We start from the raw sequence: 14,250 nt of genomic DNA, 5'->3' as shown, positions 1-14,250 counted from the left end.
GGCCACAGGCACGGTCAGGAGGAACTGGCAAGATAGCAAACCAATTTGCAGAGTTTCCCGGCGAGGCTCACTCTTGGGTCTCGTCGGGAAACTCTGCCTAGCCTTTCGGCACTACCACACAATGAAGCCCTGGGCCGGATGCAGGCCAGCATGCACAAGCCCGATCAGCAAAGCAGCCAGCGCCGCCGCCAGAAAGCCGTCGAGCCTGTCCATGACGCCGCCATGGCCGGGTATCAGCTGGCTCGCGTCCTTGGCATCAAAGCGGCGCTTCAAGGCGGATTCAAGGAGATCACCACCTTGAGAGATCGCCGCCAGCGCGGCCCCTATGGGAACAAGAACAACGGAGCCGCCGACAAGGCCGGCCGCCGCCGCAGCAAACACGGTGCCGCCGATGAAGCCAGACCAGGTCTTCTTCGGGCTTACCCTCGGCCAGAGCTTGGGACCACCCAGGGTCCGACCAGTGAAATAGGCCAGTACATCCGAGCCCCAGACAATGGCAAACAGCACGAAAATGGCGCGCATGCCATGGGGCTCGTCGAGCCTCAAAAGAGTAACCGGCAAGACCACGCAGGCCGCATAGGGTATGGCGACAGCGGCCAGCAGCGGCTGCGCCAGACCTCGTCCCCACGCCAGGCCGCCCATCACCGCCGCGCCCCCGACGACGGTCAACAGAGCGATTCCGGCTTGCCCGCTCAGGGCAAACAGCGTGGACACGGCGAGCAGGCCGACACCGAGCACAACGATCAGCCAATCGCGTCGACCGGCGGCGATCAGAAACAGCCATTCGCAAAGAACCGCGGCAGCTGCGAGGAACCAGAACAGTACGAAAAGAGGGCCTCCCCACCAGGCCGTGGCCAGCGCCAACCCGGCCATCACCAGGGCGGAGGCGATGCGGATGGAAAGATCGGACCAGTTTGCCTTGGATACGCTCGCCATGTCAGAGACCGCGGACGGATGGCACCGCCCCTCGCGGCCGACTAGCCGCTGTCCCCCGACACAAAACTGCTGTCACATCATCCCCCACAGGCACGTCGACGATACCGCCCTAGCCGGAATTGGCCTGACGGGGAGGATCGGTCTCGCCCAGTCCCCCGAAACGACGGTCGCGCGCGTGATACTCGGCTAGCGCCGCTTCCAGGGCCCGGCGGTCGAAATCCGGCCAGAGCAAGGGAATAAAAACCAACTCCGCATAGGCCGCCTGCCAGAGCAGGAAATTGGAGAGCCTTTGTTCTCCCGAGGTCCGGATGACCAGATCTGGATCCGGAATATCATGCGTGTGCAGATTGGCGCCGATGGCTTCGGCCGTAATATCTGCCGGCTTGAGCAGCCCTTCCGCAACCTTCTCCGCCAAGCGCCTGGCTGCCGCAACAATCTCCTGCCGGGCGCCGTAGTTGAACGCCACGACGAGGGTCAATCCGGTATTGGCGGCCGTGAGATTCTCGACCTCGATCAGGAGCTCGGCAAGTTCGGCGTCGAGCCCTTCACGCTCGCCGATGATACGAACCCGGACATTGTTGGCATGCAGGTCGGCCAGATCGTTGCGCACAAAGCGCTTCACCAGCCCCATGAGATAGTCGACTTCAGTCCGGGGCCTCGACCAGTTCTCCGACGAGAAGGAATAGAGCGTTAGGTAACGGATGCCCAGCTCAGCAGCGGCGCGGACGGTACGCCTGAGCGCCTCCACGCCCCGACGATGCCCCTCGAAACGGGGCATCAGGCGCTTGGAGGCCCAGCGGCCATTACCATCCATGATGATGGCGACATGAGCCGGCGGGGTCGCCACAGTTGCGTCGTCGATTTCGTCCCTGCCAAACATTGGTGCCTCGAAGCTTCTCCGCCGAACCGGCTGGCACGAATTCTATCGAACGATCATCGGATAGACAGTGGATAATTGGTGTCGAATAGGGGGAGTAGAATAGTCCTTGCGGATAATCTGCACCCCTCTTCCGTCACACCTGCATGATTTCCTTCTCCTTGGAAAGGAGGGTCTTATCGATTTCGGCGATCATCGCATCAGTCGCCTTCTGCACCTGATCGGCCAGACGCTTTTCTTCGTCTTCACCAATCGTACCGTCTTTTTCCGTCTTCTTCAGAATGTCCAGGCCGTCACGGCGGACATGCCGAACCGCCACGCGCGCCGACTCGGTATATTTATGCGCGACCTTGACCAGTTCCTTACGGCGATCCTGCGTCATCTCGGGAATGCGCAGCCGGATCACCTGTCCCTCGGTCTGCGGATTGAGACCAAGATTGGAGTTCATGATCGCCTTCTCGACGGCGCCGACCATGCCACGGTCCCAGACCTGCACGCTAAGCAGGCGCGGTTCGGGCACCGAAATGGTGGCGACCTGCGACAGCTGCATGCTGGCGCCATAGGCATCGACATGCACCGGTTCGAGCAGTGAGGAAGAGGCCCGGCCGGTGCGCAGACCACCCAGTTCATGTTTCAGCGCATTGAGCGCGCCTTCCATGCGACGCTTGACCTCAGCGATATCGAATGACGCAGCCATGTTCCTGCCCTCGAATTTCTTTGACGGAAGTGGTCAGGGAGTGACCAGAGTGCAACGCCCCTCCCCGCGCAGCACGGCTGCCAGGGATCCGGGTTGTTGAATCGAAAAGACAATTATCGGCAAGCGCGCCTCGCGGGCAAGCGCAAACGCCGCCGTATCCATGATCTTGAGGTCTTTGCGGATGACCTCGTCATGGGTGATGTGATCATAGCGGGTAGCAGCGGGATCCTTCTTGGGATCGGCGGAATAGATGCCGTCGACCTGCGTGCCCTTCATCAGGACGTTGCATTCCAGCTCCGCCGCACGCAGTGCACCGCCGGTGTCGGTAGTGAAGAAGGGATTGCCGGTGCCGCCCGCCAGCAGCACGACACGGTCCTTGGCCAGATGCTCCATCGCCTGCTGGCGCGTATAGGTTTCGACCACCGACGGCATGGCGACGCCGGACATGGCGCGAGCGGATTGGCCGAGGGAAGCGAGTTGGGCCTCGAGCGCGATGACGTTCATTACGGTGGCGAGCATGCCCATCGAGTCGGCCGCAGGCCGCGACAAGCCCATACCGGCGATCTGCGAGCCGCGGAAGATATTGCCGCCGCCCACGACCACGCCGACTTCCACACCCAGCTTGACCGCTTCGATGACGTCCTCGGCTATCCGGCGCACCGTGCCGCGATCGATGCCGAAGGCCTCGCCTCCCATCAATGCCTCACCGGAAAGCTTCACCAGGACGCGCTTATAGGGAAGTACCGCCATGACTGCTCTCCGATTCGCTGGCCACTTATACAACAGGCGGCTCTAAGCCGCCTGTTGTCGATCTCGATCATCCACATGGCCGAAGTGCGGCCAAGGGTCGTTGGAATAGAAGATCAGGCGGCGTGACCAGCCTGAGCGGCAACTTCGGCTGCGAAATCGCTTTCCTGCTTCTCGATGCCCTCACCCAGAGCGTAGCGGATGAAGCCAGCCACCTTGATCGGGCCGCCGGCAGCACCTTCGCTCTCCTTGATGGCCTGGCCGACCGACTTGGAGGGATCGAAGATGAAGGGCTGCTCGAGCAGGGTTACTTCCTTGAAATAGGTCTTGATGCCGCTCTCGACGATCTTGGCGATCGCAGCTTCCGGCTTGCCCTGCTCGCGATACTTTTCGGCGAGAATGGTCTTCTCACGCTCGACAATCGCGGCATCGACGCCAGCGGCATCGACTGCGACCGGGTTCGAAGACGCGACGTGCATGGCAATCTGACGGCCGAGTTCGGCGAGCTTCTCGGTATTGCCAGCGGACTCCAGCGCGACAATCACGCCGATGCGGCCCTTGTTGGCAACGACCGGGTTGTGGATATAGGTCGCCAGGGCGCCCTGCCCGACCGAGACGATCTTGGCACGGCGAAGCGACATGTTCTCGCCGATCTTGGCAACCGTGGCGGAGATCTTCTCCTCGACCGTGCCGCCGCCCGGGAAGGCAGCCGCCTTGAGGGCCTCGACGTCCTCGCCGGTCTTCAGAGCCACTTCGGCGATACCGCCGACCAGATCCTGGAACTCGGGGTTACGGGCCACGAAGTCGGTTTCGGAATTGACTTCCACGGCAACGCCCTGGTTGCCTTCGACCAGCAGGGCGACAAGCCCTTCGGCAGCGACACGACCAGCCTTCTTGGCGGCCTTCGACAGGCCCTTCTTGCGCAGCCAGTCAACGGCGGCTTCCAGATCGCCGGCGGTCTCGGTGAGCGCTGCCTTGCAATCCATCATGCCCGCGCCGGTCTGTTCGCGCAGCTCTTTCACCATGGCGGCGGTAATGTTCGACATTGCAGGATACCTCTTTGGGAAACCGGAACAGGTCCGGTGATGGGAAGCGGCCCGGCGCTTACCACTCCAACATCACAATTGGAAGGCGAGCAACCGGGCCGTGTTCAGGGATAGATAGGGAGGCTGCAACGAAATTGCAGCCTTCAGACCGTGTCAGGCGCCGGCGACCAGATTGCGGGCCAGTTCCACCCAGCCGTCACGATCGATACGACCGTTGAGCTTGAGCTCGGCATCGACCTTGGCAACGTCGGCCGGGGTCATGGCGGCGACCTGCCAATAGTGCCACAGACCACCCTCGTTGAGCTTCTTCTCGAGCTGCGGGCCGACGCCGGTCAACTTGGTCAGATCGTCGGGCGCGCCGCGCGGAGCGGACAGGAGCTCGAAAAGCTCACCCGAAGCGGCTTCGTCGGCAACCGGCAGTTCCTCGACCAGCGGCGCTTCTTCGGCGCCGATGTCGAGACCCATGTCGCCATGGGCGCGGGAGATGCCGTCAAGAGCGGCACGGGCGACGAGATCGCAATAGAGCGACAGAGCGCGGCCAGCGTCGTCATTGGCCGGAATCGGGAAGGTAATGCCATCCGGATCGGAATTCGAATCGAGGACGGCGGCCACCGGGATGTTGAGGCGGCGGGCTTCCTTGATCGCGATGTCTTCCTTGTTGGTATCGATGATGAAGATCAGGTCGGGGGTGCCGCCCATGTCCTTGATACCGCCGAGGGCGCGCTCGAGCTTGTCGCGCTCGCGGGTGAGGTCGAGGCGCTCCTTCTTGGTGTAGCCCTGCTGGGCGCCACCGGAGAGCAGCTCGTCGAGCTTGCGCAGACGCTGGATCGAGTTGGAGATGGTCTTCCAATTGGTCAGCGTGCCGCCGAGCCAACGCGAATTGACATAATACTGGGCCGAACGGCGGGCCGCATCGGCAACCGCGTCCTGAGCCTGGCGCTTGGTGCCGACGAACAGCACGCGACCGCCACGGGCGACCGTGTCCGACACCGCCTGCAGAGCGCGATGGAACGCAGGAACCGTCTGGGCGAGGTCGATGATGTGGATGCCGTTGCGCACGCCGAAGAGATAGGGCCCCATCTTGGGGTTCCAGCGGTGCGACTGATGGCCGAAATGGGCTCCAGCTTCGAGCAGCTGGCGCATGGAAAAATCTGGCAGTGCCATAGAGTTGTAACTCCGGTTTGATAAGGCCTCCGCGGACATCTACCGTGCCTGCCTCGCCGCGCCATAGCGGACGAAACAAAACACGGCACCGGAGCGGCAGGGCCGCTTCGTCCGCGTGTGGAATGGCGCGCTCTATAAGGGGATGTGGGCGATTAGGCAAGGACAAATGCTGAAAAGGCACACGCCTCGCTCCCTCCGTTCAGCGCACAAGCTGAAATCCGCATCACGTCCTTCAAGACCGGCGCACCATATGCGCCCTACTTCGCTCACACGCCGCTTCCCGGCATTACATCTGCATGACGGTCGCTACACCCGGGATCGCCTTGATCGCACCGGCGATCTGCGGGGTCACCAGGAATTTGCCGGGCAACTTCAACTCGACCTCCCGCATGCCGCCATCCAGCTGCAGGATCAGGAAGACCTCCCCCTCCCCGCGCTGGCCCAACCGCTTGGCGACCGATTCAAGGGCCAGCTCGCCTTGCAGGAAAACCTTGATGCCGCGTTGGGTCTTGGCCGTGGCGTTGTCGAGTTTTTCGGCCGTCACGATGCGAATGCGGACATCGTCTCCTTCATGAGCGGCCTGCACGCCGACCAGCACGGCCGTGCCCGGCTCGAACAAGTCACGATATTGCGCCAGGCCTTCCGAGAAGATCACGGCCTCGAACTGGCCCGAGGCGTCGGAGAGCATGATCACGCCCATCTTGGAGCCGGTTCGGGTCTTGCGCTCGGAACGTGACAGCACGGTCGCCGCCAGGCGCCCTGCCGTGGCCCCCTGCTTCACTTTCTGGGTGAATTGTGCCCAGGACGGCACCTGCAGACGCTCCAAGGCGGTGACGTAGGCATCGAGCGGATGGCCTGAAAGGAAAAAGCCGATCGCGTCGAACTCGCGTTGCAGACGGTCGGCGGGTTCCCATGGCTCGACAACAGTACCTTTCAGTGGCTCGGGCGTCGAAGCGGAGCCGAACATGTCGGCTTGTCCATCACTCTTCTCGGCATGGGCGCGCTGCGCCTGCGCCATGATGGCATCGATGGAGGCGGTGATGCGCGCCCGATCACGGTCGAATTCGTCGAAGGCTCCCGCCGCCGCCAGATTTTCGAGAATGCGCTTGTTGATGGCCTTGGGATCGATACGCCGCGCGAAGTCGCCGAGGTCGAAGAAGGGCTGGTCACCGCGAATCTCGACCAGGCGCTCCATCGCCGCCAGGCCAACGCCCTTGACTGCACCGAGAGCATAGCGGATCGAGCCGTCATGGACCTCGAAGTCAGGCCCAGAGCGGTTGATGGAGGGCGCCTCGACCTTGATGCCGAGCCGACGCGCTTCCAGGCGGAATTCGGCGAGCTTGTCGGTGTTCGACATATCCAGCGACATCGACGCCGCCATGAACTCGACCGGGTAATTCGCCTTGAGATAGGCGGTCTGGTAGGAGACCAGCGCATAGGCGGCCGCGTGGCTCTTGTTGAAGCCGTAATCGGCGAACTTGGCGAGATAATCGAAGATCTCGTCCGCCTTGGCCTTCTGAGTGCCCCCCTCGACGGCGCCTTTGACGAAGCGCACACGCTGGGCATCCATCTCCGCCTTGATCTTCTTGCCCATGGCGCGGCGCAGCATGTCGGCCTCGCCCAGCGTATAGCCCGAGAGGATCTGCGCGATCTGCATCACCTGTTCCTGGTAGATGATGACACCATAGGTCTCTTCCAGGGCCGGCTTGAGCTGGTCGAGCATGTAGTCCGGCTCTTCAAGCCCCTTCTTACGGGCGTTGTAGACCGGGATATTGGCCATCGGGCCCGGGCGGTAGAGAGCTACCAGCGCGATAATATCCTCGAAACGGTCGGCGTTCATGTCGAGCAGCGCCTTGCGCATGCCCGCGCTTTCCACCTGGAACACACCCACCGTCTCGCCACGGCCGAGCATTTCATAGCTCTTCCTGTCATCGAGAGGCAGGCCTGCAAGATCGAGATCGATGCCGCGCTGCTTGAGGAACATCAAGGCGCGCTGCAGCACGGTGAGCGTCTTGAGGCCGAGGAAGTCGAACTTCACTAGGCCCGCCTGCTCCACCCATTTCATGTTGAACTGGGTGGCCGGCATCGGCATCGAGGTCTTCGGATCGTGATAGAGCGGCACCAGCTCCACCAGCGGACGATCCCCGATCACCACGCCGGCGGCATGGGTCGAGGCGTGACGATAGAGCCCCTCCAGCTTCTGGGCGATGCTGAGCAGGCGCTCGACGGTAGGATCGTCCTTGGCGGATTCGCGCAGCTTCGGCTCGTCCTCGATCGCCTTGGCCAGCGTTACCGGATTAGCCGGGTTCTGCGGCACCAGCTTGCACAGCTTGTCGACCTGGCCATATCCCATCTCCAGCGTACGCCCGACGTCGCGCAGCACGCCGCGCGCCTGCAGGGAGCCGAAGGTGATGATCTGCGCGACCCGATCCTCTCCATATTTCTCCTGCACATAGCGGATGACCTCGTCACGCCGCTCCTGGCAGAAGTCGATGTCGAAGTCCGGCATCGAGATACGTTCGGGATTGAGGAAGCGCTCGAACAGCAGGCTGAAGCGCAGCGGATCGAGATCGGTGATGGTGAGAGCGTAGGCAACCAGGGAGCCTGCACCCGATCCACGCCCCGGCCCGACTGGGATTCCCTTCCCCTTGGCGTGCTTGATGAAATCAGCCACGATCAGGAAGTAGCCGGGGAATTTCATGCGCTCGATGATAGAAAGCTCGAATTCCAGCCGCTTGGCGTAGCTGTCTTCGGTGTGGCCAGGAGCCGGCCCATGCGCGGCCAGCCTGGCCTTGAGGCCTTCCTCGGCCTGGCGACGCAATTCGACGGCCTCGTCGACAGGGGCGCCCGTCTCGTCAAGACCCGTGGAGAAACGCGGCAGGATCGGCTTTCTCGTACGCACGCGAAAGGCACAACGCTTGGCAATTTCAATAGTATTTTCAATAGCCTCTGGAAGATCCTTGAACAAGGATACCATTTCTGCCCGGCTCTTGAAGTAATGGTTCGGCGTCATTCGCCGCCGATCCGTCTCGGCTAGGATGCGGCCTTCGGCGATTGCCATCAGCGCATCATGCGGTTCGCTGTCGGCCCGCGCGGCGAAATAGACCTCGTTGGTCGCCACCAGCGGCACGTCGGTCGCATAGGCGAGTTCCAGAAGCGGAGCCTCGACCTGTTGCTCTTCCGCGCTGTCATGGCGCTGCACTTCGACATAGAGACGATCGGCGAACATCGCCAGCAGGCGCTGCAGCCGGATCCTCGCGAGATCGTCAAGCCCCTCGCGCAAAGCCATGTCCAGTGGACCGGAGGGGCCACCCGTCAGCGCAATCAGGCCCTCTTGGAACTCGGCCAGGCGCCCGATAGAAACATGCGCCTCCTCGCCGTTGGCGGGATCCATGTAGCAATGGGAAGACAGCGCCATCAGATGGCCATATCCCACTTCGCTCTGAGCCAGCAGAATCATGCGCGGCAAACGCCGCTGGTGCAAAGGCCGCCGGTCCGAGGCATCCTCGCGGTCGGCGAAATTGATCGCCAGCGAGATGCCCATGATCGGCTGGATGCCGCTACCGGCGAGCTTTTCGGAAAACTCCAGCGCCCCGAACAGATTGTTGGTGTCCGTCAACGCCAGGGCCGGCATGCCGTCGGCCTTGGCGAGATCGGCAAGCTTGGGGACCTTCATCGCCCCCTCGAGCAAGGAATAGGCCGAGCGGACATTCAAATGGACGAAGCCCGGACCGTTCGCCTTCCCCTCCGCCATGACACCTCCGCTTTGCTCTGGCCGGCAGCGCGACTCGCTGCCTGCCTTCCCCTATGGTTTATGGCAATCCGGCCGGGCACCAAAGCTGACTTTCTACCCCAGCCACGGATGGCCACATCAGCGTCACATCTTCGCCACTGCCCCTTGTTGAGAGCCTGTGGACAAGTGTGGACAAATCTGGCTTAAACGCCGCTCAGGAAGCTCGTCCACATGGCGAGCATGACGAGGAACAGGCTCATCGAGGCGATGGCGGCGAAATCTTCGGTGAAACGAGCAAACATAATGTTCTCCTCTCTTCGATAGAGACATCTTGTTCACGTTTTGTTCCGAGTCAAGTGCATCGTCGCCGAACCGCCATCTTATGTCGCGCTTATGTTCCCCTGACGCGAGCCATCAGTACTCGCGCCCGCATCATCTCAACGGAATTTTCTCGATATTATTCAAGGTGTTATGCGGCACGCCCCAGCTTGTCGGGGCCGATCGATTCCGGCGTTTACCATAGTGAGAAGCGCCGTTCGCAATCGGGCGTTCACCGTCACAATTGTCAGTTGAGCTCGACGATATGACCATCGCGCAGGGTGACGCGGCGGTCCATGCGCGCCGCCAGATCGAGATTGTGGGTCGCGATCAGGGCCGCCAGACCGGACGCACGCACCAGCGCCGTCAGCGTGCCGAAGACATGATCCGCCGTACCGGGGTCGAGGTTGCCCGTCGGTTCGTCGGCCAGGATGAGATGCGGCGCATTGGCGACCGCACGGGCAATGGCGACACGTTGCTGCTCGCCGCCCGACAACTCGTTGGGCCGGTGGCCGAAGCGCTGACCGAGGCCAAGGAAGGTCAGCAATTCTTCGCCACGCTGTCGCGCCTCGCGGCGTGACAGGCCCCGGATCATCTGCGGCAGAATCACATTCTCCAATGCCGAAAACTCCGGCTGGAGATGGTGGAACTGGTAGACGAAGCCGATCGAATTGCGGCGCAGGCGCGTGCGTCCGGTATCGTTCAGGTCGGCGGTGGAATCGCCGGAGATCAACACATCTCCGCCATCCGGCCTCTCGAGCAGGCCGGCGATGTGGAGCAGGGTCGATTTGCCGGCACCCGAGGGAGCGATCAGCGCTACCGACTGCCCCGGCATCACCACGAGGTCCACGCCGCGCAGGATGCGCAGTTCCGTGGGGCCCTGCTGGTAGCTCCGTTCGACTGCCCGTAGCTCGAGGGCTGGAATTTCACCCGACATGCTCATCGGCTTAGCCTCCCCTCAACGCTTCGACCGGGTCGAGCTTGGCGGCCCGCCAGGCGGGATAGAGCGTTGCCAGGAAGCACAGGATCAAAGTGGTGACGACCACCACGGTCACTTCCGTCGGATCGGTCTTGGCCGGCAGGCGCGAGAGGAAATAGATCTCGGAGGCAAAGAGCTGCGTGTTTGACAGCCAGGAGATGAATTCCTGGATGTTCTCGATGTAACGACATACCAGCAGGCCCAGCAGCAGGCCGACTATCGTGCCGAGCAGGCCGATCGCCATGCCGGTGATGAAGAAGATGCGCAGCATCGCGCCACGCGTCGCGCCCATGGTGCGCATGATGGCGATGTCGGTCTGCTTGGACTGCACCAGCATGACCATGCTGGAGACGACCCCGAGCGCCGCCATGATCACCAGGATCAACAGGATCATGAACATCACGTTGCGCTCGACCTGCAGGGCCGTAAAGAAGGCTGAATTGCGCTGGCGCCAGTCGACAAGGGAAACCGGACGTCCCGCTGCCGTCTTGATCGCCTCGCTCTCGGACTGCACGCGGTCGGGGTTCTCGATATAAACCTCGATCGCCGTGGCATCCCCGTCCCGGTTGAAATAGGCCTGCGATTCCTGCAGCGGCATGATCACGAAGCCACTGTCGATATCGGACATGCCGACCTCGAAGGTGGCGACGACCGGATAGACCTTCATGCGCGGCGTGGTACCGAAGGCTGTCTGGTCTCCCTTGGGAGAGATCAGGGTAATGCCGTCGCCGATCTGCAGGCCGAGCGAGGATGCGAGCCTGGCGCCGATCACCACGCCCTGCCCCTGGTCGAAATTGTCCAGCGTGCCGTCCTTGATATTGTTGGCAAGCCCCGGCAAGCGCTTGAGATCCTCGAGCTTCATGCCGCGCACCAGGGCGCCGCTCGCCGAGAAGGGCGACGACACCAGTACCTGTCCTTCCACGAAGGGAACAGCCAGGGTCACGCCGGGCACCTTGGCGAGGCGGCTGGTAACCGCATCATAGTCGGTCAGCGGCGTCTCATAGGGAGAGACGACGATATGCCCGTTGAATCCGAGGATCTTGGATTGCAGTTCGACACGAAAGCCGTTCATCACCGACATCACGATGATGAGAGCGGCGACGCCGATGAGGAAGCTCAAAAAGGACAGAACGGCAATCAGAGAAGCCACCCCGCCCTTGCGATGCGGCATCAGATAGCGCAGGGCCACCATCCACTCGAAGGCGGAGAAAGGCGGCGTTCCGGTCGGTTCCGACGATGTCGTGGCTGAAGCAGACGCGTTCATGGCATTCCAGGTGGGGCGCGAGGCCTCTTACTCTGCGAGAATCGCGGCGTTTGCACGGCAAAAATTCAGCGATGCCCAGCTTTGCCACGGCTTTTTGACGCTCTAATCGAGGCGCCTCTTGCGCAATGACGAAGATCTCATTGAGATTAGTCGTTACAATTCAAATGAATACAAAAATTTCTTGATAAACAGCAAAAACGCCGCGAGTGCCTCTGGCACGCGCGGCGTCGATGAGGTCAGCCTGCCGGCTGCAGCGAACCCGGCTCAGCCCACCAGGACGAGCGCGTCCGAGGGCGTCAGCAATTGGCGTTCGCCGGTGCGGCGGTTCTTCACCTCGACCTTGCCCTCCGCCAGGCTCTTGGGACCGACGATAATCTGCCAGGGCAGGCCGATCAGATCCATCTTGGCAAATTTGCCGCCGGGCCTCTCGTCGGTGTCGTCGAGCAAGACGTCGACCCCCTTGGCGCCGAGCTGGAGATAGAGATCGCCGCAGGCAGCATCCACCGCGCTGTCGCCCGGTTTGAGATTGATCAGGCCGACCTTGAACGGCGCGATCGCCTCCGGCCATATGATACCAGCCTCGTCATGGCTCGCCTCGATGGCCGCGCCGGCGACGCGGGTGGGCCCGATGCCGTAGGAACCGCCATGCACGGGAATGAGGGAACCGTCAGGACCTGCGACGACGGCCTTCATCGGCCCGGAATATTTCGTGCCGAAATAGAAGATATGCCCGACCTCGATGCCGCGCGCGGAGACCTGCTTGTCGGCCGGCAGGGCGTCGAAGGCAGGCTTGTCGTGCTTCTCCTCGGTCGCCGCATAGAGCGAAGTCCATTGATCGACGATCGCCTGCAGCCCGGCCTTGTCGTCGAAATCCGTGCCCGCCGAGGGCGGTGCCATCGACAGATAGTCGCGATGGCAGAACACTTCGCTCTCGCCCGTCGAGGCCAGGATGATGAATTCATGGCTGAGATTGCCGCCGATCGGGCCGGTATCGGCCACCATCGGAATCGCCGTCAGGCCGAGCCGCGCGAAAGTGCGCAGATAGGCCACGAACATCTTGTTGTAGGAATGCTGCGCACTGGCCTGGTCGAGATCGAAGGAATAGGCATCCTTCATCAGGAATTCGCGCCCGCGCATCAGGCCGAAACGGGGGCGGATCTCGTCCCTGAACTTCCACTGGATATGGTAGAGGTTGAGCGGCAGGTCCTTATAGCTGCGCACATAGGCACGGAAGATCTCGGTGATCATCTCCTCATTGGTCGGCCCATAGAGCATCTCGCGCTCCTGACGGTCCCGAATGCGCAGCATCTCCTTGCCATAATCGTCATAGCGCCCGCTTTCGCGCCACAGATCGGCGGATTGAATGGTCGGCATCAGCAATTCGATGGCGCCGGCACGATTCTGCTCTTCGCGAATGATCGCGTTGATCTTGTTCACCACACGCAGGCCAAGTGGCAGCAATGCGTAGATTCCGGCCGCTTCCTGACGGATCATGCCCGTGCGCAGCATCAGACGATGGGAAACAATTTCTGCTTCCTTCGGCGTCTCGCGCAGAATAGGCAGGAAATAACGGCTCAAACGCATAGGACAAACCTTCTCCAAGCAGCCGGCGACCTCTGCTGCGCCGGGTAAGACATGTGGCAAAATCGCGATTCAAGATGAAAGGACGCGCCGATCGAGACCGTGACACGCCTGTCCGGCAAATCGCTTCCGATCGCCAGCTCATGGCAGCTTGACCCGATCCCTCGTAAAAACACAAGGGTAAGACCAGCAAAACCGCCATTATTTGGCAATTTGCGCGCACAACGCGATGAGTGCGATGCTACCTGTTCGTTCATCAACTGCCCACGAGCGGCGCAGCCTGGTAAAACGACGCGCACAAATTTTAAGCAAAGATATTAATTTTGTGCCGATCGCTGCACAAAGACGTGACAAGCAAAAAAACTTCGTCTAGCGTCCGTCCCGTCAACGACAGGGCATCCGAACTCAGCAATGAGTAGAAGGAAGTCAGGGTCCAAGTCTTGGGAGGAAGCCCGCAGGCGCCGCCGGTGAACAAACCGTTGTCGAGCAGCCGTCCTGACACTTCAAACAGCACAAAGATGCGTGAAGGAAGTCTCAGGAAGATGGGTTAGGACGAGGTCTAGAATAAGGCGAGGCTCGCAAGAGCCTCGCCTTTTTTAATGCGTGTTGGCGTAACGGCATGTTGCATCATGCGGACGCATCGTGACAACCACATGACAATGTCGGATCGGCGGAAGCTCCGTCGCAATGGCGACAGCATCGCCGGGTGGAATCGGATTTTTCCCAAAGCAGATTCCTCCTGCCTGAGGCCGTGGCTCGGGCAGGAGTAATCTGCAGAATATCAAACGCTTGCAAAGTTTCCCGATTTTGCCCACGAATGGGCGGCATCGGGAAACTTTGCTTAGCTTCGCATTGTCTGCCTGATCGATTTACTTTAGCCTTTGCCGGCTGTGTGACGTGCGGCAGCA

The 14,250-nt window shown here is 61.5% G+C and carries 10 protein-coding genes; all 10 read right to left on the bottom strand.

Annotated elements, in window-relative coordinates; all coding sequences use genetic code 11:
- Positions 1–111: 111 nt before the first annotated feature.
- The 10 genes from ACR9ZN_RS34275 to proS all read right to left on the bottom strand — a co-directional run bounded on the left by ACR9ZN_RS34275 (position 112) and on the right by proS (position 13,345).
- Positions 112–936: a phosphatidate cytidylyltransferase gene (locus ACR9ZN_RS34275; protein ID WP_481274319.1), complete on the bottom strand. Its 825-nt coding sequence runs from the start codon at positions 934–936 to the stop codon at positions 112–114.
- A gap of 109 nt (positions 937–1,045) precedes the next feature.
- Positions 1,046–1,816, bottom strand: a complete 771-nt coding sequence (locus ACR9ZN_RS34270; protein WP_434956049.1) for an isoprenyl transferase — start codon at positions 1,814–1,816, stop codon at positions 1,046–1,048.
- 133 nt (positions 1,817–1,949) lie between these two features.
- Positions 1,950–2,510: a ribosome recycling factor gene (gene frr, locus ACR9ZN_RS34265; protein ID WP_434956048.1), complete on the bottom strand. Its 561-nt coding sequence runs from the start codon at positions 2,508–2,510 to the stop codon at positions 1,950–1,952.
- A 33-nt stretch (positions 2,511–2,543) separates the two neighbouring features.
- Complete coding sequence (pyrH, locus tag ACR9ZN_RS34260; protein WP_434956047.1) at positions 2,544–3,260, bottom strand: UMP kinase; 717 nt, start codon at positions 3,258–3,260, stop codon at positions 2,544–2,546.
- 113 nt (positions 3,261–3,373) lie between these two features.
- The gene (gene tsf, locus ACR9ZN_RS34255; RefSeq protein WP_434956046.1) at positions 3,374–4,303 is read right to left on the bottom strand and encodes a translation elongation factor Ts; all 930 of its coding nucleotides are present in this window, start codon (positions 4,301–4,303) and stop codon (positions 3,374–3,376) included.
- Positions 4,304–4,456: 153 nt separating this feature from the next.
- Positions 4,457–5,467, bottom strand: coding sequence for a 30S ribosomal protein S2 (locus tag ACR9ZN_RS34250; RefSeq protein WP_434956045.1), 1,011 nt, complete (start codon positions 5,465–5,467; stop codon positions 4,457–4,459).
- 286 nt (positions 5,468–5,753) lie between these two features.
- Positions 5,754–9,221: a DNA polymerase III subunit alpha gene (gene dnaE, locus ACR9ZN_RS34245; protein WP_441772504.1), complete on the bottom strand. Its 3,468-nt coding sequence runs from the start codon at positions 9,219–9,221 to the stop codon at positions 5,754–5,756.
- A gap of 544 nt (positions 9,222–9,765) precedes the next feature.
- On the bottom strand, positions 9,766–10,461 hold the full coding sequence (locus ACR9ZN_RS34240) for an ABC transporter ATP-binding protein (protein ID WP_434956044.1): 696 nt from the start codon (positions 10,459–10,461) through the stop codon (positions 9,766–9,768).
- Positions 10,462–10,465: 4 nt separating this feature from the next.
- Positions 10,466–11,761, bottom strand: coding sequence for a lipoprotein-releasing ABC transporter permease subunit (locus tag ACR9ZN_RS34235; protein ID WP_434956043.1), 1,296 nt, complete (start codon positions 11,759–11,761; stop codon positions 10,466–10,468).
- 264 nt (positions 11,762–12,025) lie between these two features.
- Positions 12,026–13,345: a proline--tRNA ligase gene (gene proS / locus ACR9ZN_RS34230; RefSeq protein WP_481274318.1), complete on the bottom strand. Its 1,320-nt coding sequence runs from the start codon at positions 13,343–13,345 to the stop codon at positions 12,026–12,028.
- Positions 13,346–14,250: the final 905 nt, after the last annotated feature.

This window comes from Labrys sp. HAY1-8F (assembly GCF_056754975.1).
The sequence above is the reverse complement of the archived record's forward strand: the minus strand, read 5'-3'. Positions and strand labels throughout refer to the sequence as shown.